Below are 25,753 nucleotides of genomic sequence, written 5' to 3' on the forward strand. Positions count from 1 at the left end.
CTTTTTTTACGCTAAAATATCATTTACTACCTTACCGTGCACATCTGTCAACCGGAACCTCCTTCCCTGATATTTGTAAGTTAACCTTTCATGATCTATCCCAAACAAGTGCAATAGCGTAGCCTGAAAGTCATGAACATGAACACCGTTAGCAGCCACATTATAGCTAAATTCATCCGTTTCTCCATATACCATACCTTTTTTCACACCAGCACCAGCCATCCACATGGTAAAACAACCCGGGTGATGATCCCGCCCATAATTATCTGCGGTTAATCTCCCTTGTGAAAAACTGGTCCTACCAAATTCACCACCCCATACTACGAGTGTATCTTCCAGTAATCCACGCTGCTTCAGGTCTTTGATCAAAGCTGCAGTAGCCTGGTCAGTTCCCATGGCCTGTCGTTGGATACCGGATGGAAGATTTCCATGTTGATCCCACCCCATATGGTACAACTGAATAAATTTGACATCCCGTTCTGCCATTCTTCGAGCCAAAAGACAATTTGCAGCATATGTTCCCGGGACTTTCGCATCTTCTCCGTACATTTCATAAATATAGTCGGGCTCTCCACTCAAATCTACCGCATCAGGTACTGAAGATTGCATCCGGTATGCCATTTCATATTGATTCATTTTTGAATGAATTTCGGGATCATTCCAGATAGAATATTGATGTTCATTCATTTCATTGATATAGTCGAGAGCCCTTCGGCGATCATTTTCATGCACTCCATAAGGGTTACTCAGGTACAATACAGGGTCTTTTCCCGATCGGAATTGTACACCCTGATGATGCGAAGGCAAAAACCCGTTCCCCCATGCCGAAGCACTTAGCGGTTGTGCGCCTCCTCCCTTTGAAATTAATACGACAAAATGAGGAAGGTTTTCATTGTCCGAACCAAGCCCATAGCTCATCCACGATCCTATAGAAGGACGACCACTTTGTTGGGATCCCGTCTGCATAAACATTACAGCCGGTTCGTGGTTTATTGCCTCTGTATACATGGATTTTATAATACATATATCATCAACTATCTCTGAAGTATATGGAAAAAGTTCACTCACCCACGCCCCCGATTCTCCATATTGCTTAAAATCGTAAATTGATTGGACCAGTGGAAAAGTCGATTGTCCTGATACCATACCGGAATTCCGCTGCGTTTTCTTAATGGAATCCGGGATTTCTTCACCGTGCCACTTTTGAAGTGCTGGTTTATAATCAAAAGTTTCAATCTGCGAAGGACCTCCACTTTGAAATAAATAAATCACCCTTTTGGCCTTTGCAGGAAAATGGGTTTGGTTTAATATTCCTCCACCCTGCATTGGATTTCCCTTTAATTTTAATGGATTCAACAAAGTAGACAGTGCAATACTTCCGAATCCAAGGCCCGCTTTTTTCAGGAAATCCCTTCTATTATCTTGAATCAACTTTTTTCTTAACTCTTCCATTTCTTAATTATATTATTTTCGGGTATATCCTTCATTGGTATTCATAATCGCATTAGAAACCGTGGCCAATGCTGCTAGTGGTTCAGGATCCAGTTCACGACTCCATTCTTTCTCACCAATGCTTAAATATTCTATAGCTTTTTGAGGTTCTTCCTTGAATCTTCTGATTTCTTCTTTTAGAAAGTTTTCAAGTAAATCTTTCTCTTCCGGATTAGGTGCCCTTCCTGTAATCAATTTATAAGCCTGGTTCAATTGTTCATTTGTATCATTCGGCACCTCGTGGATAATTTTCTCAGCTAATGCCCTGGCTGCTTCCAGATACTGAGGATCATTGAGCAAAACAAGGGCTTGCAGCGGTGTACTAGTTTCTTGTCGTCTCACCGTACACTCTCCTCTTTCGGGGGCATCAAATATCAACATGGATGGAGGTGGAGAAGTCCGCTTCCAAACAGTGTAAATACTCCTCCTATACAATCCAGGGCCAGGTTCTTGTAAGTATTTATATCGCCACGATTTGTTGCTGAGTTCATCCCACAAGCCCGCTGGTTGGTACGGGTACACACTCTCACCTCCCAGACTTTCTACGAGAAGGTCACTAATAGCCAAAGCATTATCGCGCAACATTTCAGCAGTCATCCGAAACCGAGGACCACGCGCCAGGAATTTATTTTCAGGGTCAATTTCCAGGGATTTGGCGGAAATACGGGATGTTTGTTGATATACTTCCGACATTACTAACATTTTTAGCATTGCCTTCACATCCCAGTTAGAACCTATAAATTCAATAGCAAGAAAATCCAATAATTTTGGATGAGAGGGCAAATCTCCCTGATTGCCAAAGTCTTCAGAAGTCTCTACTATACCTTTCCCAAATAACATTTGCCACAAGCGATTTACATAAACCCTGGCCGTAATGGGGTTATCAGGATCAAACAACCACTTTGTAAGCCCCAGACGATTTTTAGGTAAATCTTCATCGTATGGGAAAATAGCATTCGGTACCCCGGGCTCTACTTTTTTACCATGCTGGTCATAATTGCCGCGCTCCAGAATATACGTTGGCCTTGGGGTTTCAAGATCTCCCATTACCATAATTTCAGGTATTTTATTTAGGATTTTATTTTTCTTGTTACGCTTTTCATGTAATTCTTCTTTTAATTGGTCTAGTTCTTTAGATTGAGTTTTTAAATAGTAATTTTTCTGCAGTGCTATTTTCTCACCGGAAGCTAATTGATCAAAAGACTGTTGGAATGAATCTTTTTCATAATTATATAGAATTTCAAGCCCTGATAAATCACGGTTATAAAACTTTACTTCATCAATACCCCCTTTGTGAATAGGTAAAATATGTGTTCGATTCCCCAAAGTAAAGCCATTAAAACCATAAGTGTGGATATCGGGTTCATACAAAATTCCTTTATACAGATTATCAATATCCCTGGTCACCTCAGTCATTTGCCCATTGACAAATATATTAGCTCCCGCTGCTTTGCTGGAACCATCGTAAGTTATTGTTATTTGCGTCCATTCTTTTGCAGGAATGGGTTCTGTGGAAGTAACCTGGATGGCGTTTTGGGGATATGAATGGGCCATTCGAAATTGCAAATGATTATTTTGCAAAAACAATGAATATCCTTTTAAACCAAGACGTAAATCTTCACAGTGATAAAACACACCTACATCTTCATAGACGGTATCAGGATAGACCCAAAATTCCACTGAAAACGGTTCGGTGCGTTCATTCCAGCCAACCTGCTTACCAAAACTCAACGTATTATATTCTGTCACAAAAAATGCATTGCCTTTTACTCCAGGCCTAAATAATGGATCTTTTACACTCCCGGGTTTGTTGGTATTAAGTGCATCTATTATTATTGACTCTCCTTTCTGGGAAGAAATTACTTTATCCAAAGGGTAATAATTAGTTAAAGACTTATTAACGGATGTACTTACCTCATTTTGCAAGGCTCTATTGTTCAATTTGCTAATCCAGTTTCCGGATTCTTCTGACAATTCTTTTCTCCTTTGGGACAATTTCTGCTCTAACTTTCCTGATTCTTTAGTAATAAATTCAATTATATCCTCTTGTTCTTCGGTTGTTAGTAATAAGGCCGGCCCCGGTGTTTGATCCGGTCCGTAAACGGGTGAACCAATTTCATTGGTACTATTAAAAAATCCAAACATTTTGTAATAGTCTTCCTCACTGATCTCATCGTACTTGTGATCGTGACAACGAGCACATTGAACTGACAACCCCATTATACCCTGACTTAACGTCTGGACTCGATCTGCGACATATTCCACACGAAATTCTTCAAATATAATTCCCGCTTCCGAATTCTTTTTATGCAACCGATTGAAAGCTGTGGCTAAAATGCTTTCCTTACTTTTTTCAGGCAGAAGGTCCCCTGCCAATTGCCAGGTAACAAATTCGTCATAAGGCATATTTTTATTATAAGCATCAATCACCCAATCGCGCCACGGAGAAAAGTTTCTATGTTTATCGTCCAAATACCCATCACTATCTGCATACCGGGCCACATCCATCCAAATTGCAGCCATCCGCTCCCCATATGTGGGTGATGCGAGTAATCGATCAACTAAATTCTCATAAGCATTAGGTGAATTACTGTTTACGAATTGATCAATCTCATCCAGGGAAGGTGGCAATCCTGTTAAATCAAAAGACAAACGCCTTATGAGGGTTTCCCTGTCTGCTCTAGGCTGAGGCTCCAGATTCATTTCTGTCCATTTTTCAGCTACTAATTGGTCAATGGGAGATTTATTCCATCTTTCTCCTTCAATAACTGGTAACTTAGGGGGTTCCGGTTTAATAAATGACCAATGAGGTTTATACTCAGCTCCTTGCTCAATCCATTTAACTAAAATGGCTTTTTCCCTATCGGACAAAGAAAGGTTCGACTCTATTGGGGGCATTATTAATTCATCATCATCAGAAAAAATCCTATTGTAAACTTCACTTCGCGAAAGCTTACCCGGCACCAAAGCAAAGCGGCTGTGATCATCTCCCAAATGCCGAAAGGCATCTTCTGCATTATCAAGACGCAATCCTCCTTTTACCGTACCCCCATCCGGACCATGGCAGGCAAAACACTTATCTGATAAAATAGGTTTTACATGAAAATTAAAATCAATTTTATCCGGAAGTACTGCCAGCTCCTCCCTGATACTTTCCGGTTTCTTTTCACCACAACCGATTAAAAGAATAAGAACTACAGGGAAAATTAAAAATCTAAATTTCATTTTAGTTGCTACAATTTACTAGATTTCGATTCTACAAAAAGAAATATACTAAAATAGCACTTTATTCACCTGATAAAATATTAAGTGCTGCCATATTAATCATTCCTAATATAAAAATATACATTTAATATTGTTATAAAAACAGAATTCACCGCTATATTAACCGTTAATTTACCGTTTATGAGAAGGGACACAAATCAATAAATGACTGATAATCAAAAACATAACAAATTAATTCAGAGAATTGTCGAAAGTAAAGCATTTGGAAAATCCGGGACTTACGAAAATCTATTGAAATATTTGGTGAATTCTACAGTAGATAAAAATATTCCCAAGGAAACCACTATTGCCCATGAAATCTTTGGCAAAGGTGACTCTAAAGAGGATACAGGTAAGGTTCGGGTTTATATCTATCATTTGAGAAAAAAGCTTCAAAAGTATTACGGTGAAGAAGGAAAACATGAAGATCTGATTTTGACGATACCTAAAGGGGGGTATCGTGTTAAATTCAGTAAAAGGCCTAATGAAAAGATTACAACTATTAACAAAAAAACTGCTATTATTATAAGTTCGATAATAATTGCGATTACTATAGTTGTTCTAGTTTTTAATTTCCTAATCTTCCAAAAAAGTGTACCTTCTTTTTGGAAATCCATATTTCAATCCGACCACCAGACAACGTTTGTCCTGGGAGATCTTTTTATTTATGAAGAATCCGATTCCGCATTGGGATTTACACGGACCATCAGGGATCCAAATCTCAACTCTCTTCAAGAATTCTATGCATTCAAGGATTCTCTCAATGAACCACATCGGTCACTTGATGAATTAACATATTCGTTTTTAATCAGAAGCAGTGCTACCTGGATAAAAAATATGACTGAATTATTCCTATCTTATAATAGTGATTTCAATATCCGTTTAATGTCTCAACTGGACCCAAAAGATCTTCAGGATCACAATATCGTTTACGCCGGAATGATCAAGAATTCAGGATTTTTCAAGAATTACTTCAATAATAGTCGATTTCAGTATGATTCGGACAAAGAAGTACTCATTTATGAAGATAGTTTGGGAAATATAACATCTTACGGACCCTCAGGGGATCCCGACAATTATCATACTGATTATGGTCTAATAGCTAAGTTTCCAGGACCTAATAATAATGAAGTTATCCTCCTTACAGGAATATGGGATACCGGCGCTTCTCAAAGCGTAAAAAACCTGACTGACAGTCAACTAATGAAAAGATTTGAATCTCAACTTCAACAAAAACTAAATTATGTACCTGATTATTTTGAACTATTATTTGAGGTCAACGGTATAGATAGAACTGAGTTAAATACTACATTAATCCATGGCTACGAGATCAAAAACGGGAGTCGTATGTGGGATGTGCAGTAAGTGATTCTTTTGATACTAATATTTACTATATACAATTTATTCATAACCAATAGTCAATGTTCGTCGGATTCACCGCCCATTAAATTTTACTATTATTTCTAAAATTTAGTATAAATATATTATGATTTTTTACAATATGTTCTTTATATTTGATCCAACCTTAAATAAATTGAATATTATTGAAAATATGGTCCTGGAGAAACAAAACCATGATATTTCATATCGTTCAATAATTTCCCCAAAAATTGCGAATTAATGAAAACAAAAGCTTTATGAAAAGAAACAAATCCTTATTAAATCAATGTTCAACCCCGAAAGATGCCCTATATTTTAGAAATCAATAGAACATAGCATTCAATCCATAGGTAAGTAAAAGGTTAAATAGCAACGGACTTTACATCCGGTTAGATGGTTTTTATCTATCCTCTATTTAAAGTTCATAAACTATTTAATACCATTATTTATGTCAGTCAGTAATCCTAATTGAGATTACTTTCTGTCAGAGAACCTTTGTAAGGTGATCCAAAACATTTGAATGCCCCTAAATAATTTTGAAAAAAAGAGATGCTCTCTTAATAGAGTTTCTATGCCTTATCTGTACCTACAGTAGTATAGATAGGTCCTAAAATTTTTAGCAAATGAATTACATTCGCTATGTAGATCATAGTGCTTTTATCGCACTAATGAAAGTGATACTTATTAGTATTAGTTTATCAATTGGATTTACCGCAAATAGTCAGTCAGATGGCGTTGTGCAACCTTTTCGCAATGTTGAAAATCAAAAATCCCAGAATGGAATTTTCAAAATAAAAGGGGATTTTACAATGGCCGGAAACACAAATCTTACACAACTAAATTACAGGGAACATATCGGTTCAAATAGCAATAACCTGATGCAGTATATCGATATTGACAATGACCCCAACACGTTAAATTCATCATCTGCCCATATCGAATTCGGCCCTGAGATTTCTGACTTAGAACACTGTACAGAAATCATCTATGCAGGTTTGTACTGGACAGGTAAAGCGGACCTTGGTCCGGGTGCTACCAACTCCATTTCTACCCGGAAAACAACCCCCTTTAGGGACAGCCTAGACATATACCATGATACATCAATAGAAGGTACACCCTATGAATTGGAAGTCAGAAGAATGGGGACTTTTAACAATTACTACCTTAAGTACATATTCCGAGCGGATGGGGAAAGAAACCTTGAAATAGAATTTAGGAATTCTGCACCATATATTTACTATCGCTACAGCAATAATAATGATTTCCATGAAGTACCTGGTGACAAAATAATTGATATTACAAATGATAGAATTGACATTGATTTTCCAGGATTAACCTTCTGGATTGGCAAGGAAAATCCTGTGGCTCTTGAGGTTTTTAGTCTATCACGTCCCCGTAGTTTCACGTTGAATCAGTCAGAATATAGACAATCATCCACTGCAGGTATAAGCAAATATGGATTAGAATCTGAAGGGGTTGAAAGAACTCTATTTAAAAATGAACTCAAACTAAAGAAAGAAGGACAACCTTATATATCTGTTTCCGCTGATCCTGAGAACCAATTTATACCCTCCGATCAATATGGCCAAATTTATTCCTGCTCAGCTGATGTTACAGAATATGTAAATGAACACGGAACAGGAGAATATTTTGTAGCAGACATGGCACTTACAGAAGGGAATGGGGACAGTATTGGGTATTTTGGATGTTGGTCGTTAATAGTAGTATATGAAAATCCTAGTTTAACCTGGAAAAACATAGCTGTATTCAAGGGACACGCTTTTAACGAATCCCCCAATCCAAGAGAAATGGTTCCTGCCACATTTGATCTTGACGTAGAAGGCTTTGAAGCCATACAACATGGACCTGTTAATGTAAAAATAGGTTATATGGCAGGTGAAGGAGACAAACACTTACCGAATGATTTTTTTAAATTACAGGAAAAAAACACCTCCAATTTCATCCCTCTCTCTCACGAAAAAAATTCGGAAGATAATTTCTTCAATTCATCAATATTCACAGGTGGAAACCCAAGAAACCCTCAACTGGAAAATAATACAGGAATTGACATTGGACTCTTTGAAATAGATAACTCAAATTATCAATTTATAGAAAATGGCCAAACTTCAACTACCTTTCATCTTGGTACTGTCCAGGACTTATATACCGTATCCATGATAGCTGTAGGTATCGATGCATATGTACCGGAAGTAGAAGCCATTCTTACGGTAAATAAAATCAATGAAATAGACCCTGAATCACCGCTGCAATCAGTCAGGCCAGGCCAAAGTATAGAATATTGCGTGGATATAATAAACCCTGGAACAGAACCGATACAAGACCTTTTTCTTAATCTCAGTCTACCCATCACATCTGACATTTTACAAGTCTCCATCGAATCTCAATGGCAAGATGGTATCACCCCCAATGAAAACACACCACTTTATAACGAAGATACACGCTCGATAACCTGGGATTTTGGGAACCTGCCATTGTCTGTAAATAGATATGATACACTAGCCAGTTTTTGTTTCAAAGTTACAGCCACCCGGGAATGCTCTATACTAGCTATAAAAGAATGCCTGGAAGAAATAACAATAGAGGGAAATCTATCTGGGATTGGGGCAATAACTACCATTCCAATTAATGAAAAACCCATGGTAAACGGCCTTACAATCCAGGAATCCGATTGTGATTTTTCAACAGACAGAAGTCCTATCAAAATCATCATAGATGCTATAGAATATGTACAACAAAACTGTGAAGGTTATGGCGATGACGCTTTTCAGATTACTGTGTCACCAGACGAAAATGGATTTGCCGTTACTAATATAGAAGAATATTTCTTGGAAGGAACCCGGTTTTATAATGAACAGCCCAGAACTGATAGTTCTATTGAATATGATTTAAACAATCCCTTTCCCGCTGAAGCCAATACACAAAATACGTACTACGGTTACCCGATAGCCGATTTAAATTGTTTTATTCCGGTAAGAATTAGCGTAACTGAAAACTGTGGTCTGGTTTTGGATTGTGGCGATCAGCCTATTGGTCTATACAACTGTAACAACCCAATCCCTCCTGCCGTCACCACAGTTCAAGAGTATATCGACAGGTTTAATGCTTCGATTATTAATCCACCTTGTGGATCAGCAAAAATATTTTATTCTGATGGCCCGTTTAATCCGTGCAGTTCAACAACCCTATCAAGAACTTACACTATATACGATGATTTAAACTCTAATAATGAACTCGACAACAATGAGAAATCTATCACATGTGAAAAAGACTACACGTATTTTCCTGATGTTGAACCACCTACCATAGAAGCTTTGAATACCATAGAATTGCAGGGTTGTAATACCCCAATCCCTAATCCTGATATTTCATTAATTCAGGCAGAAGACAACTGTTCAAATGTCCAGATTGAATTTATTAAAGATAGTTTGGACCAAAATAATTCAGATTGTATTGAACAAATAATCCGTATATACAAAGCTACCGATCAATGCGAAAATAGTGATACTATTCATCAAACAATTAGAAGAAAAGCCGACCTTATTCCTCCGGTAATTACTTGTACATCCACTATTTCACTCTCATGCGGGCAAAGCACCCATCCGGATCAAACCGGATATCCTCAGGTATCAGATAATTGTGATAATGAAATAACAAACCTTAGCTACTCAGACGAGATACAAGAAGGAAGTTGTTCAGAAACATATACAGTAATCAGGACATGGGAAGCTGTAGATTCTTGTGGAAATATAGATAGCTGCAGACAGATCCTGGATGTAGTGGATACAACACCACCTAACATTACTTGTCCCGCGTCAACAACAGTATTCTGTGGTGAAAGTACACATCCCGATCAAACTGGGTATCCTAGTGTAAGTGACAACTGCAACGCTGAAATTGATGTAAACTATCGAAATGATACAATAATCGATGTTACATGCCAATATACATATATAATTGAAAGGACCTGGATCGCAACAGATCCCTGCGGCAATATTGATTCCTGCGTACAAAGAATAAATGTTGCTAACAGGTCAGAAATCCAAATTAATTGTCCGGAAAATTATTCTATTGATCCCAATAATTGCATTACACAAGAAGCTGTTGACCTGGAATTCGAAGAATGGTTAGATCAGTTTTCTTATATGGGTGGCTGTACCCCTACTGTTGAAATTACAAATCCGGGACCTCCAAACAAATGCGGTGGTTCCAGCACGGTACTTTGGGATGTAATAAAAACTTGTGGAGATACCCTGACATGTAGTGCTACATTTACAGTTGCAAAAAGTCCGGAGATTCAGGTCTCATGTCCCTCCAATAACACGGTAAGTTTTAATTTATCACAAGAGGAAATAGAAATGCAATTCACTGCATGGCTGAATACTTTTTCAGTTTCCGGAGGCTGTAACACCACCGTAGTAACAAATAATACGGAGACTCCAACAAAAGAGTCCTGCATGGAATCTACCAAGACAGTCACCTGGATAATTGAAAGTGAGTGCTCTGAAAATATCGTGTGTTCCGCTACCTTTACTATTAGTTTTGAATCAAACAATTCTTTGCCTCCAAACTGTCAATCCATTCATCCATCTATTGATAAGGAGGGATTGACAGTAATTACCACGGAGGACTATCTCACTAATCATTTGAGCGCAGATTATCCATTGAAACTGACAATTCAGAATGAAATTGGAGGTGTCGAGCTGGAAAAAACATTCAACTCTCCTTGCGAAATCCATGTTTTCAATGCTTGTGAATACCTGGGCCGGGAACTTACATATTCCATTGCGAATGATGCAGGCATTTGCACAGACGGCCGATTGTTATTTCCTGATAATCCACCAATTTTTATTGAATCTGCCTGGCAAAACTCCTTTTTTCAATCATTAAATAATTCGGGGAAATCAGGTCAAAATATTTCAACTGGGAAAATAGTGGTTTACTGTGGTCAAATTCCATCACCGGATAACCATATTCCAAGCGTTATATCACCTTGTGACAATAATTCTTACCAAATAACAAATGAACCTGATTGGATCATGCCTTTTTCATGTGATCATAATGGAGATACAAGTAAAATTATTTTGCGAACCTGGGAGGTATTTGATAAGGGTGGTAACAGATTTACATTAACGGACACAATTGTAGTTATGAAGCTTCCAAAATTAACACCCGGTGCATTTTTGAATCAAGCGGAAGATACTATTCATTGTGAGATAAATTCGTACCTCCAGGATTCAATTTATTCAAAAAGCTACAAAAAATGGAAACAGCCCCTTGGGCTACACGATTACGAACGCCCTTATACCAAATTGAAAGGAGTTGAATACTATATACCTGAAGCCTTTATTAAAGAGGGACTAATATCCGCTTCTGAAAAAAAAGAACTCAAAGAATATTTACAATGTATTATTCTTAAAAGGGGCAATGGGAAAAATGTAACCATTAAAGATTTAATAGACGGAACGTATCACGAAGACCTTATTAAATCTTTTACGTCGGAACAATTGATATACGGGAATCTATCAAGAATTGCCAGGAAAGAAATAAATGAATTATCAATCAACCTGGATAAAGAATATACATTCTACAATTTCTTATTGCTTTCACCAGGGGATCAAATTCTCAATGAAAAAGGGGATTATGAAATCGTATCGGAAGAATGGTTTTACTACAATTATACCGCTTCTTCATACGGACGAGACAATAATTCACCCTATTGGTTTACAGGCGGATGGCCGATTCTTGAAAATGACAATAAATGTCTCCGGTATTACGATCAATTCGGAGATACCGAACACCAATGTATACAGGTTCAGGTGCCTGCATTAAACGTTAACGGGTATGATACAGAGAATTGCATGACGATATGTTTGCCCAATGATCCGCACTGTGGTATAACATATAAAAATACTGAAAACAGTTCATGGACCGGAAATTGCCCACAAACGCAAAATTCAGTCTGGGAAATCACCCAAACGTGCTGGAGTAATTTTTCTAACCAGTGCACTACCGACATACCCAATCCGTTAGTAACCAATTATGAAGAAAAAAGCAAGCAGGTGAAAATAACTCTGGACCAGTGGCGAACAAGAATTGACAGACAACCTCCAATATTTGATTTTTGTTATCCCCTTTCACCGGATTGTGATGAAGATGATCCCGACCCTATTCCCGTTAGAAGTAACCACCACTTTGAAGAACCTTGTCAGGATCTATGCTGGGACCAGCAAGAAATAATGGATAATATAAAAAATGGAGAGCAAAACTACAGTGCCCTGCTATGGGAACAATGTCATCCGACGATTTATAATTCGGATCCCAATAGTTGTGAAGGTACGATTTTTGTCCCGCAGGTTCAATTGATTGATAACTGTTCTGATATTAAAGAAGTGAAAGCATATCTGAACGGAAGATTTGTATCATTGGAACAAACCGATAGTATACTTACCATCCAAAATGGAGATTCTATAATTATTAAGACTTTCGAACATACTCAAACCCCATTCACCCTACCTTTCAACAGTTGTGAAGGACAACTATCAGAAGTAACCTATATTGCTATTGACAAATGCTGGAATGAAAGCAACTGGACAAAGTTCGTAACCGTTCAGGATAGAATTTCACCGACTGTGGTATCGGATGATACTTTAAACGTGAATCTCAACGGACAGGGCTATACCTGGGTAAAAACGGAATCTTTGGATGAAGGTTCCTGGGATAATTGCGGTATAAAGGATAAATACGGCCGAAGAAACGATTGGCACACTGCAAAAGCCGGGGTAAATTTATGCACAGGTAGAGAATATAAAGATTTTGAAGAGATCTTAATCGATTTAGGACTCAAGCCGGCCCATGTAATAAATGCCATCAGCAATGTCAAGGTAGGCATTGATTATATTACCATATATCCTGACAGCCTATTCAAGTTCCTTAATGAAAACGAAGTAGAAATTCACTACTACGAAACTTTGGTGACACTCCTGGAAGAGGAAACCGATAACAATAAAAAAGTTGTAATGGGATATTTGTACGATATGGCCGAATATTTAGCAACTAATTGTTCGGACCGAACAGACCCACACCATAACTTATATCCGGAAGAATTACAGAGGATTTTCGACAATTTAGCCCGTATCGATGGTTACGGTAATGAAATGTCTTCTCTGGGAGGAGGATGGTCACATGATATTCCGTTTTCATGCAAAGATGTATGCGAAAATACCTGGAGTGATTTATTGATAATGGACTACTGCGGAAACTGGAATACTTCGTGGATTGATGTCAAAATAGTTGATAAAACATTACCAGAAGTAGTGCGGAAGTTACCGGACATTGAAATTTCTACCGATGCATATCACGACTTCTATAAGAAAATAATCGAAGAAGCCGTCGACAACGGACGGTCAAGTGACAGTGCTTTCCAGGATATAAATGAAATATTTGGCTCCTATCAATGGGTACAAATTAACAACACCGGAAACCCGTTAGACGAGTACGGTCAACCACTACCGCAAGAAAATTTCATTAACGAGTACAAAAATATAATCTGCCGGGAAAAATCGATCATTGAAAAAACTGCAGATACTTTACATTCAGGTGAAATTGTTTGGAATGAAAATGTATCAAAGGAATTAGTATTCGACACTTTGATAAATGACCAACCGGATGGTCTCTTTATCACCAACTGTTCGGCAAAAATCGAACAGGATGTATGGATTGATACCGACGATTGTGGTAAAGGAATAATTACGCGAAGATTTTTCCTTGGTAGTGGGTGCAGTACAAAAATTACAAATAAGGAAATTCACCAGGTAATTACCGTAAACCCAGGTTGTAGTCTGCGAGAATCCATGTTTGATCCACCTAAAAAAGACCTTGAGTTATGCACTGACAAGCCGGATAATATTGCAAATATTTCCAATAAAATTCCTACACGGATTCAGCTCAAACCACATTTGAAAGAAGCTTTAACCCACCGATTCTATCAAACTTACGAAGACGCCATTAGTAAAGTGATTACAGAACCGGATAAATACAAAATCTTAAGGACCTGGGAAATAAAGGATATATGCACGGATCAAATGGTCCGGTTCGAAAAAGTATATGTAGTATGGATAAATCCGGATTGTAAGACTACGGAGATCAGAGGATCTCACCCAATTCGATTTGATTACCAGGAAAAGGAGATTAGCCTTTCGCAAAACCGTCCCAATCCCTTTAAGGATCATACGACCATAGAATTCTATTTACCTGATGCCTATGAAATCCAGTTGACGGTATTCGATATTAATGGGAAAGCAATCAAAAATCACAAGGCACAATATCGCCGGGGCTACCATGAATTCACCCTTGATAAAAGTGAATTTGGGGCAAACGGGATCTATTATTATACTTTACGGACCCGGGAAAAACAAATAACTAAGAAAATGATCTTTATTCGATAAGGGTTGATATGAATTATTTCTCAATAGGTTTTTAGTCGAATAAAAATACATTTCTTTGCGAGTATAAGTAGTAATAACCCCTAAAAGGCAATATATTTTTCTCTAATACAACCCTTTCCATGTGTTAATATAGCGGTCTCTCAAGCTCCAATCATTCACCATGAGACCGCCTGAATTCTTCCACAAAACCCTTAGGTTCAATATCTGATTGGTTGATCCATCCGGCTTTGATGTCTTCACCGGCCATAAAGCGGTTATAAAAGTTTCGGGTTGCGTCCTGGGAATATTCATAATTATCGAATATATCCCCGTTACCATTGATGCGGGGATCGCCTTCCTTTTTTAATTCACTTTCCATCATGGATTTCAGGCCCGACAATACCTCCCCGTACGCCGGGTCCTCGATCAAATTGTCCATGCAATCCGGATCCTCTGAGATCATATACAACTCTTCCCCTGGACGTTTCCCAAAGTTTAGATCCCAATATTCACTACCTTCCTTCCTGCGATTCTGATTAATAATATAAGTCTTTGTCGGAGAACCGTCACAGTTCATATAACCGGTTTCAGGGTGTCCGGCCGGCCAACGATCGGACTTATAATTTTTTAAGTACAAAAATCCATCGTCGATAATTCCCCGCATTGGGTATCCCCAGTCATCTGGTCTTCCAAGATCATGTCGTTCCTTTCCGATAACCATAAATTCCCGCTCATCATCGTATGTTTCCTCTCCAAATACCGGTAGAAGACTGGTCCCTTCAAAGTCTGCCATGCCACTGGATCCAAAATTTATGCCTGCTGCATCCAAAATTGTAGGGGCATAATCTGTAAAACTTACAAACTTCTCGAACTTCCTTCCACTATTCTTTATGCCTTTAGGCCACATCATAGCCAGTGGAAGGTGATTGGAATATTCATACGATTGGCCCTTTAACCGGGGAAATGGCATACCATTATCAGAAGTAACGATTACAAGGGTATTATCCAGCTCCCCCACTTCTTCCAGGTAAGCCAGGATCTGACCTAAATGGTCGTCAAAATGCTCAATTTCATAAGCGTAGTCCAACAGATCCGTGCGTACGGTATCATTATCCGGCCAAAAATCAAAAACGCTTTCGATCTGGTCCTTTGATTTATTGCCCCTGGATATACCCGTACCATATTCATACCTTCGATGTGGTTCTGTCGCACCATACCAAAAACAAAAGGGTTGATCCGCACCTTTGGACTCAAAAAAAGACTTGAAATTTGCTGCATAATCAACGCTGGAAATAGCTTTAGTGGGAGGCGTCAATTTTACTTCGCTGTATGCCTCTCCTAATAAGAGCCGTTTTCCACCATCAACCTGCCCAGGATCACCAGGTGCCCAACCTTTCCCCGTATATCCGGTCAAATAACCGGCTTCTTTAAGCACTTCAGCGTACGTTTTGAATTTGGCGGGAAAATATGGTACATGGTTAGCTGCTTCCTCCAATTGCCAGGAATTCCTGCCTGTCAGGATACACGACCTCGAAGGGGCACACTTGGCATTGGGAGTATAAGCATTGGTAAAAAGAATCCCTTCGCGGGCCACCCGGTCAAATGCAGGCGTATTCACCCATTTGGTACCATACGCTCCGGCATGCGGGAAAGATTGATCGTCTGAAATACAAAAAAGAATATTAGGACGGTCAGGTGATGGTTTTTCTTCTGTGGAACATTGGACACAGAATACTATACAAACAATAGGGAGCAGGGATTTTAAAATCATCTCTTTTTCACCCTAAAGTATAACTCTTATTTTAAATAAGCTATTCATCAATCTGTAAAACTTATAAAAAATCCCCCGTTCGTATGATTTATATTGCAGGGAAGTCTCGCTTCTTTAAAATATTGAAATGTCGGTCATCCGTGAACAGATATTCTACCCGGCCACTTAGAGGATAATCAACAAATTTATAATCATCTTCATCTATAGAAATTATAGACCACAAACGTAAATATCAACCTATCACAGTTTCTATTTAACGAAACTTTTATCCTCTTTACTGTGTAATGATTTAGAATGGACAAAATTTTTGAGATTGTATTCCTGGACGAAGCTTTTGAATTTCTGAAAGGTCTTGAACGAAAACATTACAAGAAAATCCCTTTCAATATTCGTAGAGCACAAAATGTTCACGATCCGAAACTTTCTAAAAAATTAAAAGACGATATTTGGGAGTTTAGCATATAATATTAGGGCTTGCAGTATCGATTTCTTGCTTTTGGGGATAAATCATCTGAAACTGAAACACTGGTTATTTCCACTCACGGATTCATCAAAAATAGAAGTAAAGTTCCAAATTATGAAATTCAAAAGGCGGTTCAAATACGGAAAAAAATTTTAAAACAAGTTAAGAAGCAATCATAAATGAAAGTATACCCATTAGAAGAAGTACAAGACCAATTAATAGGTAAAGTTAAGAGAGCTTTTTGAGTATGAACTCCAACTGGATTTAATTGGTAAAGCCATTAAACAGATTCGAAAAGATCGAAATATGACACAAGAAGAGTTAGGAAAACTCATTGGTGTTCAAAAAGTACAGATTTCGAATCTTGAAAATAATGCTATTAATGTCACTATGAACACATTGTTAAGAGTATTTACTGCCTTGAAGGCAAAAGTGAAATTACAAGTAGAGCTTCCCATATACCCTTTACATATGGGATAAACATATCGACCCATAACAGTCGTCACATATATCGCTACTTACATTATTCTATCCCCAAATACTCCAGCCTCCGCTTCACCTCAGAATTTTCTCTCACTTTTTCCCCGATCCGGCTCTGCTCAATCGAAAAAGAATACCTATCGGGTCCGTCTTGCATCAAAACAATTGAATTCAAAATTAATAATCCCTCTGCAGGATATTCTGCAGCATACAAAGCCCTGGTCATCACCGGTACCGGATTCCGCAGGCCATTTAACCCCAAATATTCCGCTGCCCTTACCCGGTTCAAAGCTTCGGGATCTTCATTTGAAATCTTTCGCACCTCGTTCTCAAATTCAAAAGCCCGTTCCCCAAATGAAGAACACACCGTCAGCGCCCAATAACGTTTCCAGGGATCTTTTGAATGTAACGCCTCATCTATTCCATCTCGAACTGTATCAAAATCCAGGCAAGCGTAATTCGCTATTTCCAAATAAGAATTAATCACGGAATTATTATCCTGTCCAAATTCAACGGGGTTATCAAACGCATCTCTAATCAGTAAATGCTCGGGATATAGTGATAAATCCGGCATGCTCCCCATCCATCGGTTCAATTCTTCCCTAAGTTCCTCCAGCGTCTCTTCGAATTCGGGTCTTCCCGCCAAATTAACCGTCTCATAGGGATCTTCTTCGACATCGAATAACAATTCCGGGGCACGACTTTTAAAAAATACTTCTTGTACGGGATTTAATTTACCTTCCCTATGCAATTCGTCCCATTCCTGGTAACCTAATTGCTTATACCGGTAATTATTCATCAAGGCATCGAAATTAAAAGGCTGAAAACTACGCATATATTTATACTTCCCTTTTCGCACGGTGCGTACCATATCGTACTTCTCATCCATTCGATCCGCATATCCGAATACCGTATTCCTTTGGTCCACATCCTGCTTCCGGATATTCGCCCCGAGGAAAGGTTTCCCATCCATCCCTTCAGGCACTTCTATACCGGCCAAATTCAAGACGGTAGGCCCAAGGTCTATAAAACTCACAAATCCATCGATAGAGCCTCCGGCTTCTACCCCCAATACTTCCCTGTATTTTTCAGGCACAAAAACGACCATCGGCACATGCAATCCCGTTTCACGCAAATACCCTTTACTTCCGGGTAATACACCTCCGTGATCCCCGTAGTAAAAAATGATTGTATTTTCCATTAACCCATCTTTTTGCAATTCATCCACTACTTCTCCTACCTGGTGGTCCATCTCAATAATTTTGTCCCGGTAATACGCATTTGTGTATCGAAACAAATCAGTCTCCGGATGCCCAGGTTCGATATCAAATGAATGCATTTCCGTCCGGGGATTGTAATTACTCATTTCCTCCCTGGAAAAGTGCAGACTACTTTCATGAGTAGTAGTGATATTAAATACATGGAAAAAAGGTTGGTCATTGCCCCTGTTTCTCCACGTCGCTTTCTTCGAAGACTCATCCCACACACTTTCCGATTTTTCAAGGTTGTAGTCTTCTTTGCTATTGTTGGTCGTATAATAGCCTGCTTCCCGCAAATATTCCGGAAACATTTTGACACTACCGGGCATAGGAACTTTTTTCATTTTACGATGGAATTGAGCACCAATTCGCGGTGCATAACATCCCGTGATAATGGTGGAACGGGCTACACTGCATACCGGGGCATTGGAAAAAGCATGGTTAAATTTTATTCCTTGTTTTGCCAGTGCCTCAATATTCGGTGTTTCCACCCCATTTTCGTCAAACAATGACATATAATGCTTAGAATTATCCTCCGAGGTAATCCAGACGATATTGGGTCGAACATATGTATCAGTAGCTTCTTTGCATCCAATATTGAAGAATATCAGTAGCGAAAGGAGAAAAATAACAGGTGTGTAAAAGTACTTTCTAAATAAGGATAGGGTGGTTCGTTTATTCATTTAATTAATTTTTACCAAAACTCAATAAATTATCCATCTATTTCATAACTATGAGTGTTCCTACCAGCTAAAACTAATTTATTTTGAACCATAGCAGCAATCCAAATATCGTTTTCGGAATTAGGTTTACTTCTTCGAAATAATTAAGATTTTATTGGCCCATAATTATTGCCCGTTTCTTCATCAGGCAAAAATAACATAGATTTATCTCGGAATTTATTTGCAATAACTAACTGTATTGCTTTAGTTATTAAGTAATTCCCTCCAAATTAAAGTGTCACTAATATTGTAATTGAAATAATCATTTTTTACATCACCTCAATGTATCAGCGATAAGTTCATTTCTAATGAATTACTCAATAATGATTATGGTATCTCTAAATACGTTATTTCCAATTATCTGGATGGATGCGTTCACAGTATACCAGAATGACTTTCGACATTTCCCCGACTTCTTTGATCTTCAAAATTTTCAAGATTTCTCTAAAGCCCGTTTGGTATTTCCCACATCCAGATCTGTTTTCATAATTCCAATTCCTGTTACCTCATTTTAGTTCCAACGGCTGTGCATTCCCATAATCCATACCCCGTATTTCTTCAAAAGCTTCAACCATTTCTTTCAGCTTTTGCGGATTTTCTTTTGCCTGATTATTTTGCTGATTTAAGTCTTCACTCAAATTATATAACTGGTATTCTTCTGCATTCCCCAACTCGATATTTACACTTGTATTTATGGGCCTTCCGCCATATGGGGGGATCATAGCCCACTCCCCTTTCCTAAAAGCTGTTCGGGATGTCGCTTCAAGAACCAATTCTTCACGCCCTTGTTCAGATTTTCCCATCAGGACATCCAACATATTTTTGCTATCAAGTTTCCCCAGATTATCTTTACTACCTACAAGTGAAGCCAATGATGCAAAAATATCAATCTGGCTAACCATTGCATCAGAAACCAGGGGTTGAATTTCACCTTTCCAGTATACAATAAACGGAACTCTGGTACCTGCTTCAAATAAGCTATATTTTCCACCCCGAAATGGTCCCCATGGTGTATGGTCTCCCAATTTTTCTACCGCTTCGTCATAGTATCCGTCATTTAAAACCGGTCCATTATCACTCGATACGATTACCATAGTATTCTCTAAAATCCCTTCTTCCTCCAAGGTTTTCATAAACTCTCCAATACACCAATCAGCTTCTACAATAACATCTCCACGAGGTCCCATTCCACTGGCTCCTACGAATCTTGGGTGTGGTGTTCGGGGAACATGGGGTTGTTGCAAAGCATAGTAGAGGAAAAACGGATGATTTCGGTGAGAACGAACATATTCCTGGGCCTTCTTAAGAAAATGATCGGCCATATCTTCGTCTTTCCATTTTGCTGATTCCCCTCCTTTCATAAATCCAATCCGTGGAATTCCATTTACGATACTGTTATTGTGTCCATGATGCCATTTCATCTTAAGCATTTCGGGGTTATCTTTCCCTGTTGGCTCTCCCTCAAAATTTTCCCGATAACTTATTTCGATAGGGTCATTCGGATCCAGGTCATCAACGTTTCCATTTTCAATATACACAGTAGGGACACGATCTTGGGTAGCTGCCATTATATAGGAATATTCAAACCCAACTTCATTAGGCCCGGGCGAAATATGTTGATTCCAGTTTACATTTCCCATGCCCAATCCCAGGTGCCATTTGCCTACTATACCTGTGTGATAGCCCTGATTCCTTAACATTTTTGGAATAGTAGATTGTGCTGTATCAATTAGGAGTGGAGCAGTTCCAGGTAAAATTCGGGCATTTTCATTTCTCCATGGATACATCCCGGTTAATAATGCATAACGACTTGGTGTACAGGTTGCAGAGGAAGCATAACCGGCTGTAAGTTTTACACCTCCATTGGCCAATTTATCTATATTAGGTGTTTCCAGACTCCCGGCATTATAAGCACCAACATCTCCATACCCCAGATCATCAGCATAGATTATAACAATATTAGGACCAGCTTGGTCATTTTCACTACCACCCTCAGGGGATGAAGTATTCTGACAAGCTATCAGTACCCCAATAAAAAGAATAGGTAGCATACATGAATAAAAACGACTTATTTGCAAAATCATGTGAAAATTTTAGTTGTGAAAATTTTAAGATTTATTCGGCGAATTAATTTACATTCCGTTCAAATAACAATTGAATGACCAATTTACAAAATTATTAATATCGAATCTTTCTCTTGATTAATCTGATTTATACCCAACAAAACCTTATCTCCTTCATAAACAATATGATTAATCCCAATTTTCCAGGGGAGCTCCCCTAAAATCCAGGGGGAATGTTACTTCTTTTTGCTGGACATGGGAAAGCATCACAGCAGTAATCATTTCTACAGTAAGAGCACCTTCCCTAAAATCACAAACCGGAGGTTGATCTTTTTCCATTGCACGAACTAAATCCCTGGCAGGTAAAAAGTGTTCATATACTTTTTTATGCAGGTTTTCAATTGGTTCGGGAAGGCTAATTCCTGCCGAAGAAATGGGAACCCATTTACTATTAACTATGGTATCAAAAGGATTCCCCTCTTTATAATAAGCCAGTGGTGTCTTGTCACAACACAAATCGATCACCCCTTTACTACCTAAAATTTGCAAACCAAAGCCCTTATTGGCTGTTCCATCATTGGCTATCGAATCAAAGTACCCTATAATTCCTGACTCGAATAAAAAGCGTGCGTGTAATTCATTACCTGCCATTAAACCGAGTCCTTCCGCTCCTAATAAAACATCTTTTTCCGCAACAGGTCTTCCACTTTTAAGAAGTTGTGCTGAACAAGAAATAGGAGGTCCGCTCAAATATGTTATTAAGTTTAATACATGAGAGCCCAGAACCCACAGGTCTTCCAATCCCCCTCGGTGGTCCCCTTTACCCTTACCGCGAATTTCCAGTATTTGACCCACTGCGCCTTCGTTAATAAGTCTGCGTATAGTGGGTAAAGTCGGATGGTAACGATTTCTATGTGCAATTGCTATTTTGACCTGTGATTTTTGAGAAGCTGCTAAAACTTCATCACATTCGGCAGGTGTTCGAAGAAATGGTTTCTCCACGTAAATTCCCCTGACCCCTGAATTAATAGCCGATAGGATCATGTCCTTGTGTTGGTCCACATGACGGGGACAAACCGCCACTATACCCGGACGAAGTTCAGTAAGCATTTTTTGGTAGTCTGTATACCCCATAGAATCCGGAAGACCCAATCTTTTTAGTGATTTTGGTAAACCTTTAGGGTTACTATCTGATACTCCCACAATTTGGGTATTATCCAGATATTTCCAAATTTCATCTATACCGTGTCCAAAATCTCCTCTTCCAGTATGCCCAATGACTGCTACATCCCATCGTTTAGAGTTTGGAATCGGGATATTCAAAAGCGCTCCGGAAGTCGCTAGTGCTGAAACAAAACTTCTTCGGTCCATTAAATTATACCTTAATTACTCAATAATTTTTTAATATTAAGCAAAAAAAGGGAGCTGATAATAATCAACTCCCCTTATTTATCTAACCCTGTATTATTTCCAATTTATCAGTATCCCGGATTCTGCCTTAAATCAGACTTTACTCTTAAACTATTTTCATGAAAAGGGCACCTGTAATTTTCCCCCTCAAAAGATCGATCTTTAATCCTCATAGGAACCAATTCACCATTAACCTCTCGAGTATGACCAAGAGCAGGCTGATTTAAAACTTCATCTGCAGTTCCTCAGCGGATAATATCATCATAGCGAAGTCCTTCTCCTGCCAATTCAATTCTTCTTTCGTTCCGGAAAAGTTCAATACAATCTTGCTGCGTATAAGCACGGTATTTGGTTAATATCACATCAGCCTGTGCCATATCCAATCCCGCTTTTCCCCGGATTTGATTAATATAGTTCAACGTCAAATCATCGACATGGTCCATCATTATTTTGGCTTCTGCATACGTAAGCAATACGTCTGCATAGCGGAGCAAACCATACTCCGTATTTCCAACACTTTTGAAGGAATCTGCTTCATCAACAAACCTTTTGAACCAATAGCCTGAACTACTGGCCCTTTCCAGTTCATGATACATTGGAATATTTACAATGAAAATATTCCAATGTATCACCGTAGAATAAATCTCCCTGCCTTATTATCCTGGCGTCATATCTGGGTTCTCTGTTTAAACTTCCACACCCTTACCGTTCTTTAATCCGTCGACGGATATAATCCACGGCATACTTCACATCCTCTAAGTTATTCTCCCAATCGTGTTCACATTCTATATATATCGGACCAGAAAATCCCTGCCGATGCAATTCTTCCATCACTGCTTCGTAGTCAATCACTCCAGTGCTCAATTTCACATCATTGGCATCAATGTTTCCAAATTCATCAAGATCCTTTGCATGAATACTAATTAGATATCCTTCCAACTTATTCAGACAGTGTACAAGATCCAATCCACTCCGCACCCAATGTCCCAAATCTCCACATGCACCAAAGTTGGGATGTCCATCAATGGCTGCCAATACAGAATCAGGATGCCAAAAAATGCTCTTCCCCCGGGCATGTTCGTGAATAGCCAATTTCATCCCATATTGCCCGGCCAACTCATCAATACCGTCCCATAATTCAGGCCTTGGTTCCCCAACCAGAAAATGTAGTCCTAATTGTTGGCCCTTTTTAAATTGTTGCTCCCAATCTTCCAGGGTCTCTCCTCCGGCATACATAGACTTCATTTCCATACCTGCATCTTGCACCTTCTTCTTTAATTCCAATATTTCAGGTTCCGTCAAATCCGGTATCCTTTTATCTCCAAATTCTCCCCCTAACCTGTGAAAAAAGAACCCCTCCACTATACTAGAACCAGATTGCTTTGACTTTTCTAAGGCCTCTGGAAACGCAAAACGGTTGAAGGAGTATAAGGCTACCCCCACAGAAATGTCGAATTCTTTTTGCATCCCGGATTCAATTTGGGTAGAATTAGATTTGGTGGAATTGCTGCACGATAAAAATATAAATCCTATGGTGATAACACTATATATTCCTAAATACTTAATCATATTAATCAAATTTAATTCGTTCAATCCATTTTTTTATACCAACCCGGTACTATAATATAATCCAATCACTACAAACACGATCAAAACCTTTAGAATAGTGAGAAAGAAAATATCCTTATAGGACTCTCTGTGAGTTAAACCCGTAACTGCTAATAGAGTAATTACAGCTCCGTTATGTGGCAAGGTATCCATCCCTCCACTGGCCATTGAAGCCACCCTGTGAAATACTTCAAGTGGAATATTAGCCTGATCCGCCAGTCTAATATAATGGTCACTCATTGAAGCCAACGCTATGCTCAGCCCACCAGATGCAGACCCAGTAATACCAGCCAAAGTCGTAGTAGTCACCGCTTCATTTATTAATGGATCCTTAAAAAGTTGTCCCAAACCAGAACTAACCGATTTAAATGCAGGAAGGGAAGCAATCACTGCGCCAAAACCATATTCCGAAGCCGTATTGAGGGTAGCTAATAAAGCACCTCCGACTGAGGCACTCAAGCCCGAATTGAAGTGGGTTTTCACTTTATTGAATGAAAATATTATCACTACCAATATCCCAATAATTAACCCTCCGGAAACAGCCCATATAGCCGATATTGATGAGACCTCAATGGAGTGGACATTGTCAATTCCAATACGTGAAAAATCGATGGTATCAGGATAATAGCTGTCGAATAATAAGCCCAGTAATTTATTAAATGAGCCAACACAAATCAAAGGTAACACTGCTATATACAAAGGCGGAATGGAATGTATTGACCTTTGCTCAGGCTCATTTTTATGATTGGTCCCATACCCTTCACTTCTCTGAAATGCCTTGGTTTTTTGACGATTTAAATAATACATACCAATCAGGAATGTCAATATCCCGCCCATCAACCCCAACACAGGAGCAGCCCATGCATCTGTATTAAAAAACGCAGTAGGAATGATATTTTGAATCTGGGGCGTACCCGGGAAAGAGTCCATTGTAAATGTAAAGGCACCTAAAGCAATCGCTCCTGGAATCAACCGCTTAGGGATATTAGCACTTTTAAAAAGATCCGAGGCAAACGGGTATAGCGCAAATACAACAACAAATAACGATACACCTCCATATGTCAAAATAGCTCCCACCAAGACAATTGACAATATCGAGTGATCTGGTCCCAACCAGCGAATAATCGTCTGAGTAATTGACTGAGCATACCCCGACAATTCAATGAGTTTGCCAAAAATAGCTCCCAACAAAAAAACCGGTAAATAAAGTCGGACAAACCCGGCAAGTCGCTCCATAAAGATTCCTGAGAAAAAGGCCGGTATCCACTCTGGATTATAAAACAATACCCCTAACATGGCAGCAATAGGAGCAAATACGATAACACTGGCCCCGCGATACGCTATGATCATAAGAAAAATAAGAGGTACCAGTATTAAAACTACATCCATCTATTATTA

13 protein-coding genes are annotated in these 25,753 nt (G+C 38.8%); 4 read left to right on the top strand and 9 right to left on the bottom strand.

What is annotated here, in order from left to right; genetic code table 11:
- Positions 1 to 6: 6 nt before the first annotated feature.
- Together LVD47_RS04125 and LVD47_RS04130 are read right to left on the bottom strand one after the other, a co-directional pair.
- Complete coding sequence (locus LVD47_RS04125) at positions 7 to 1,452, bottom strand: DUF1501 domain-containing protein (RefSeq protein WP_236974281.1); 1,446 nt, start codon at positions 1,450 to 1,452, stop codon at positions 7 to 9.
- Positions 1,453 to 1,464: 12 nt separating this feature from the next.
- Positions 1,465 to 4,716 (bottom strand): DUF1553 domain-containing protein, encoded by a 3,252-nt coding sequence (locus tag LVD47_RS04130; RefSeq protein ID WP_236974282.1) that lies wholly within the window; start codon positions 4,714 to 4,716, stop codon positions 1,465 to 1,467.
- A 204-nt stretch (positions 4,717 to 4,920) separates the two neighbouring features.
- Between LVD47_RS04130 and LVD47_RS04135 the strand changes: the two genes are divergently transcribed.
- Entirely contained in the window at positions 4,921 to 6,120 is a 1,200-nt protein-coding gene (locus tag LVD47_RS04135; RefSeq protein ID WP_236974283.1) for a helix-turn-helix domain-containing protein, read from the top strand.
- Positions 6,121 to 6,758: 638 nt separating this feature from the next.
- Entirely contained in the window at positions 6,759 to 14,600 is a 7,842-nt protein-coding gene (locus tag LVD47_RS04140; RefSeq protein ID WP_236974284.1) for a T9SS type A sorting domain-containing protein, read from the top strand.
- Positions 14,601 to 14,751: 151 nt separating this feature from the next.
- Here the strand turns inward: LVD47_RS04140 and LVD47_RS04145 are convergent, their stop codons facing one another.
- On the bottom strand, positions 14,752 to 16,350 hold the full coding sequence (locus LVD47_RS04145) for a sulfatase family protein (protein WP_236974285.1): 1,599 nt from the start codon (positions 16,348 to 16,350) through the stop codon (positions 14,752 to 14,754).
- A 294-nt stretch (positions 16,351 to 16,644) separates the two neighbouring features.
- Between LVD47_RS04145 and LVD47_RS04150 the strand changes: the two genes are divergently transcribed.
- Together LVD47_RS04150 and LVD47_RS04160 are read left to right on the top strand one after the other, a co-directional pair.
- The gene (locus LVD47_RS04150; protein ID WP_236974286.1) at positions 16,645 to 16,815 is read left to right on the top strand and encodes a hypothetical protein; all 171 of its coding nucleotides are present in this window, start codon (positions 16,645 to 16,647) and stop codon (positions 16,813 to 16,815) included.
- 304 nt (positions 16,816 to 17,119) lie between these two features.
- Positions 17,120 to 17,293 (top strand): helix-turn-helix domain-containing protein, encoded by a 174-nt coding sequence (locus tag LVD47_RS04160; protein WP_236974288.1) that lies wholly within the window; start codon positions 17,120 to 17,122, stop codon positions 17,291 to 17,293.
- A gap of 43 nt (positions 17,294 to 17,336) precedes the next feature.
- Here the strand turns inward: LVD47_RS04160 and LVD47_RS04165 are convergent, their stop codons facing one another.
- The 6 genes from LVD47_RS04165 to LVD47_RS04190 form a co-directional block, all read right to left on the bottom strand.
- Entirely contained in the window at positions 17,337 to 19,235 is a 1,899-nt protein-coding gene (locus LVD47_RS04165) for a sulfatase family protein (protein ID WP_236974289.1), read from the bottom strand.
- A 545-nt stretch (positions 19,236 to 19,780) separates the two neighbouring features.
- Positions 19,781 to 21,358 carry a sulfatase family protein gene (locus tag LVD47_RS04170; RefSeq protein WP_236974290.1) on the bottom strand — a complete coding sequence of 526 codons (1,578 nt, stop codon included), beginning with the start codon at positions 21,356 to 21,358 and terminating at the stop codon, positions 19,781 to 19,783.
- Between the two features lie 168 nt (positions 21,359 to 21,526).
- Positions 21,527 to 22,708 (bottom strand): Gfo/Idh/MocA family protein, encoded by a 1,182-nt coding sequence (locus LVD47_RS04175; RefSeq protein WP_236974291.1) that lies wholly within the window; start codon positions 22,706 to 22,708, stop codon positions 21,527 to 21,529.
- 284 nt (positions 22,709 to 22,992) lie between these two features.
- Positions 22,993 to 23,343 carry a RagB/SusD family nutrient uptake outer membrane protein gene (locus tag LVD47_RS04180; protein ID WP_236974292.1) on the bottom strand — a complete coding sequence of 117 codons (351 nt, stop codon included), beginning with the start codon at positions 23,341 to 23,343 and terminating at the stop codon, positions 22,993 to 22,995.
- A gap of 106 nt (positions 23,344 to 23,449) precedes the next feature.
- Entirely contained in the window at positions 23,450 to 24,316 is an 867-nt protein-coding gene (locus LVD47_RS04185; protein WP_236974293.1) for a sugar phosphate isomerase/epimerase family protein, read from the bottom strand.
- Between the two features lie 33 nt (positions 24,317 to 24,349).
- Positions 24,350 to 25,744, bottom strand: coding sequence for a GntP family permease (locus tag LVD47_RS04190; RefSeq protein WP_236974294.1), 1,395 nt, complete (start codon positions 25,742 to 25,744; stop codon positions 24,350 to 24,352).
- Positions 25,745 to 25,753 lie beyond the last annotated feature (9 nt).

Source organism: Membranihabitans maritimus (assembly GCF_021729145.1).
Classification (GTDB): domain Bacteria; phylum Bacteroidota; class Bacteroidia; order Chitinophagales; family Saprospiraceae; genus Membranihabitans; species Membranihabitans maritimus.

Excerpts from the sequence above, each read along its gene's own strand:
- LVD47_RS04125 (WP_236974281.1), bottom strand. The coding sequence starts at position 1,452 with ATGGAAGAGTTAAGAAAAAAGTTGATTCAAGATAATAGAAGGGATTTC.
- LVD47_RS04130 (WP_236974282.1), bottom strand. The coding sequence starts at position 4,716 with ATGAAATTTAGATTTTTAATTTTCCCTGTAGTTCTTATTCTTTTAATC.
- LVD47_RS04135 (WP_236974283.1), top strand. The coding sequence starts at position 4,921 with ATGACTGATAATCAAAAACATAACAAATTAATTCAGAGAATTGTCGAA.
- LVD47_RS04140 (WP_236974284.1), top strand. The coding sequence starts at position 6,759 with ATGAATTACATTCGCTATGTAGATCATAGTGCTTTTATCGCACTAATG.
- LVD47_RS04145 (WP_236974285.1), bottom strand. The coding sequence starts at position 16,350 with ATGATTTTAAAATCCCTGCTCCCTATTGTTTGTATAGTATTCTGTGTC.
- LVD47_RS04150 (WP_236974286.1), top strand. The coding sequence starts at position 16,645 with ATGGACAAAATTTTTGAGATTGTATTCCTGGACGAAGCTTTTGAATTT.
- LVD47_RS04160 (WP_236974288.1), top strand. The coding sequence starts at position 17,120 with ATGACACAAGAAGAGTTAGGAAAACTCATTGGTGTTCAAAAAGTACAG.
- LVD47_RS04165 (WP_236974289.1), bottom strand. The coding sequence starts at position 19,235 with ATGAATAAACGAACCACCCTATCCTTATTTAGAAAGTACTTTTACACA.
- LVD47_RS04170 (WP_236974290.1), bottom strand. The coding sequence starts at position 21,358 with ATGATTTTGCAAATAAGTCGTTTTTATTCATGTATGCTACCTATTCTT.
- LVD47_RS04175 (WP_236974291.1), bottom strand. The coding sequence starts at position 22,708 with ATGGACCGAAGAAGTTTTGTTTCAGCACTAGCGACTTCCGGAGCGCTT.
- LVD47_RS04180 (WP_236974292.1), bottom strand. The coding sequence starts at position 23,343 with ATGTATCATGAACTGGAAAGGGCCAGTAGTTCAGGCTATTGGTTCAAA.
- LVD47_RS04185 (WP_236974293.1), bottom strand. The coding sequence starts at position 24,316 with ATGATTAAGTATTTAGGAATATATAGTGTTATCACCATAGGATTTATA.
- LVD47_RS04190 (WP_236974294.1), bottom strand. The coding sequence starts at position 25,744 with ATGGATGTAGTTTTAATACTGGTACCTCTTATTTTTCTTATGATCATA.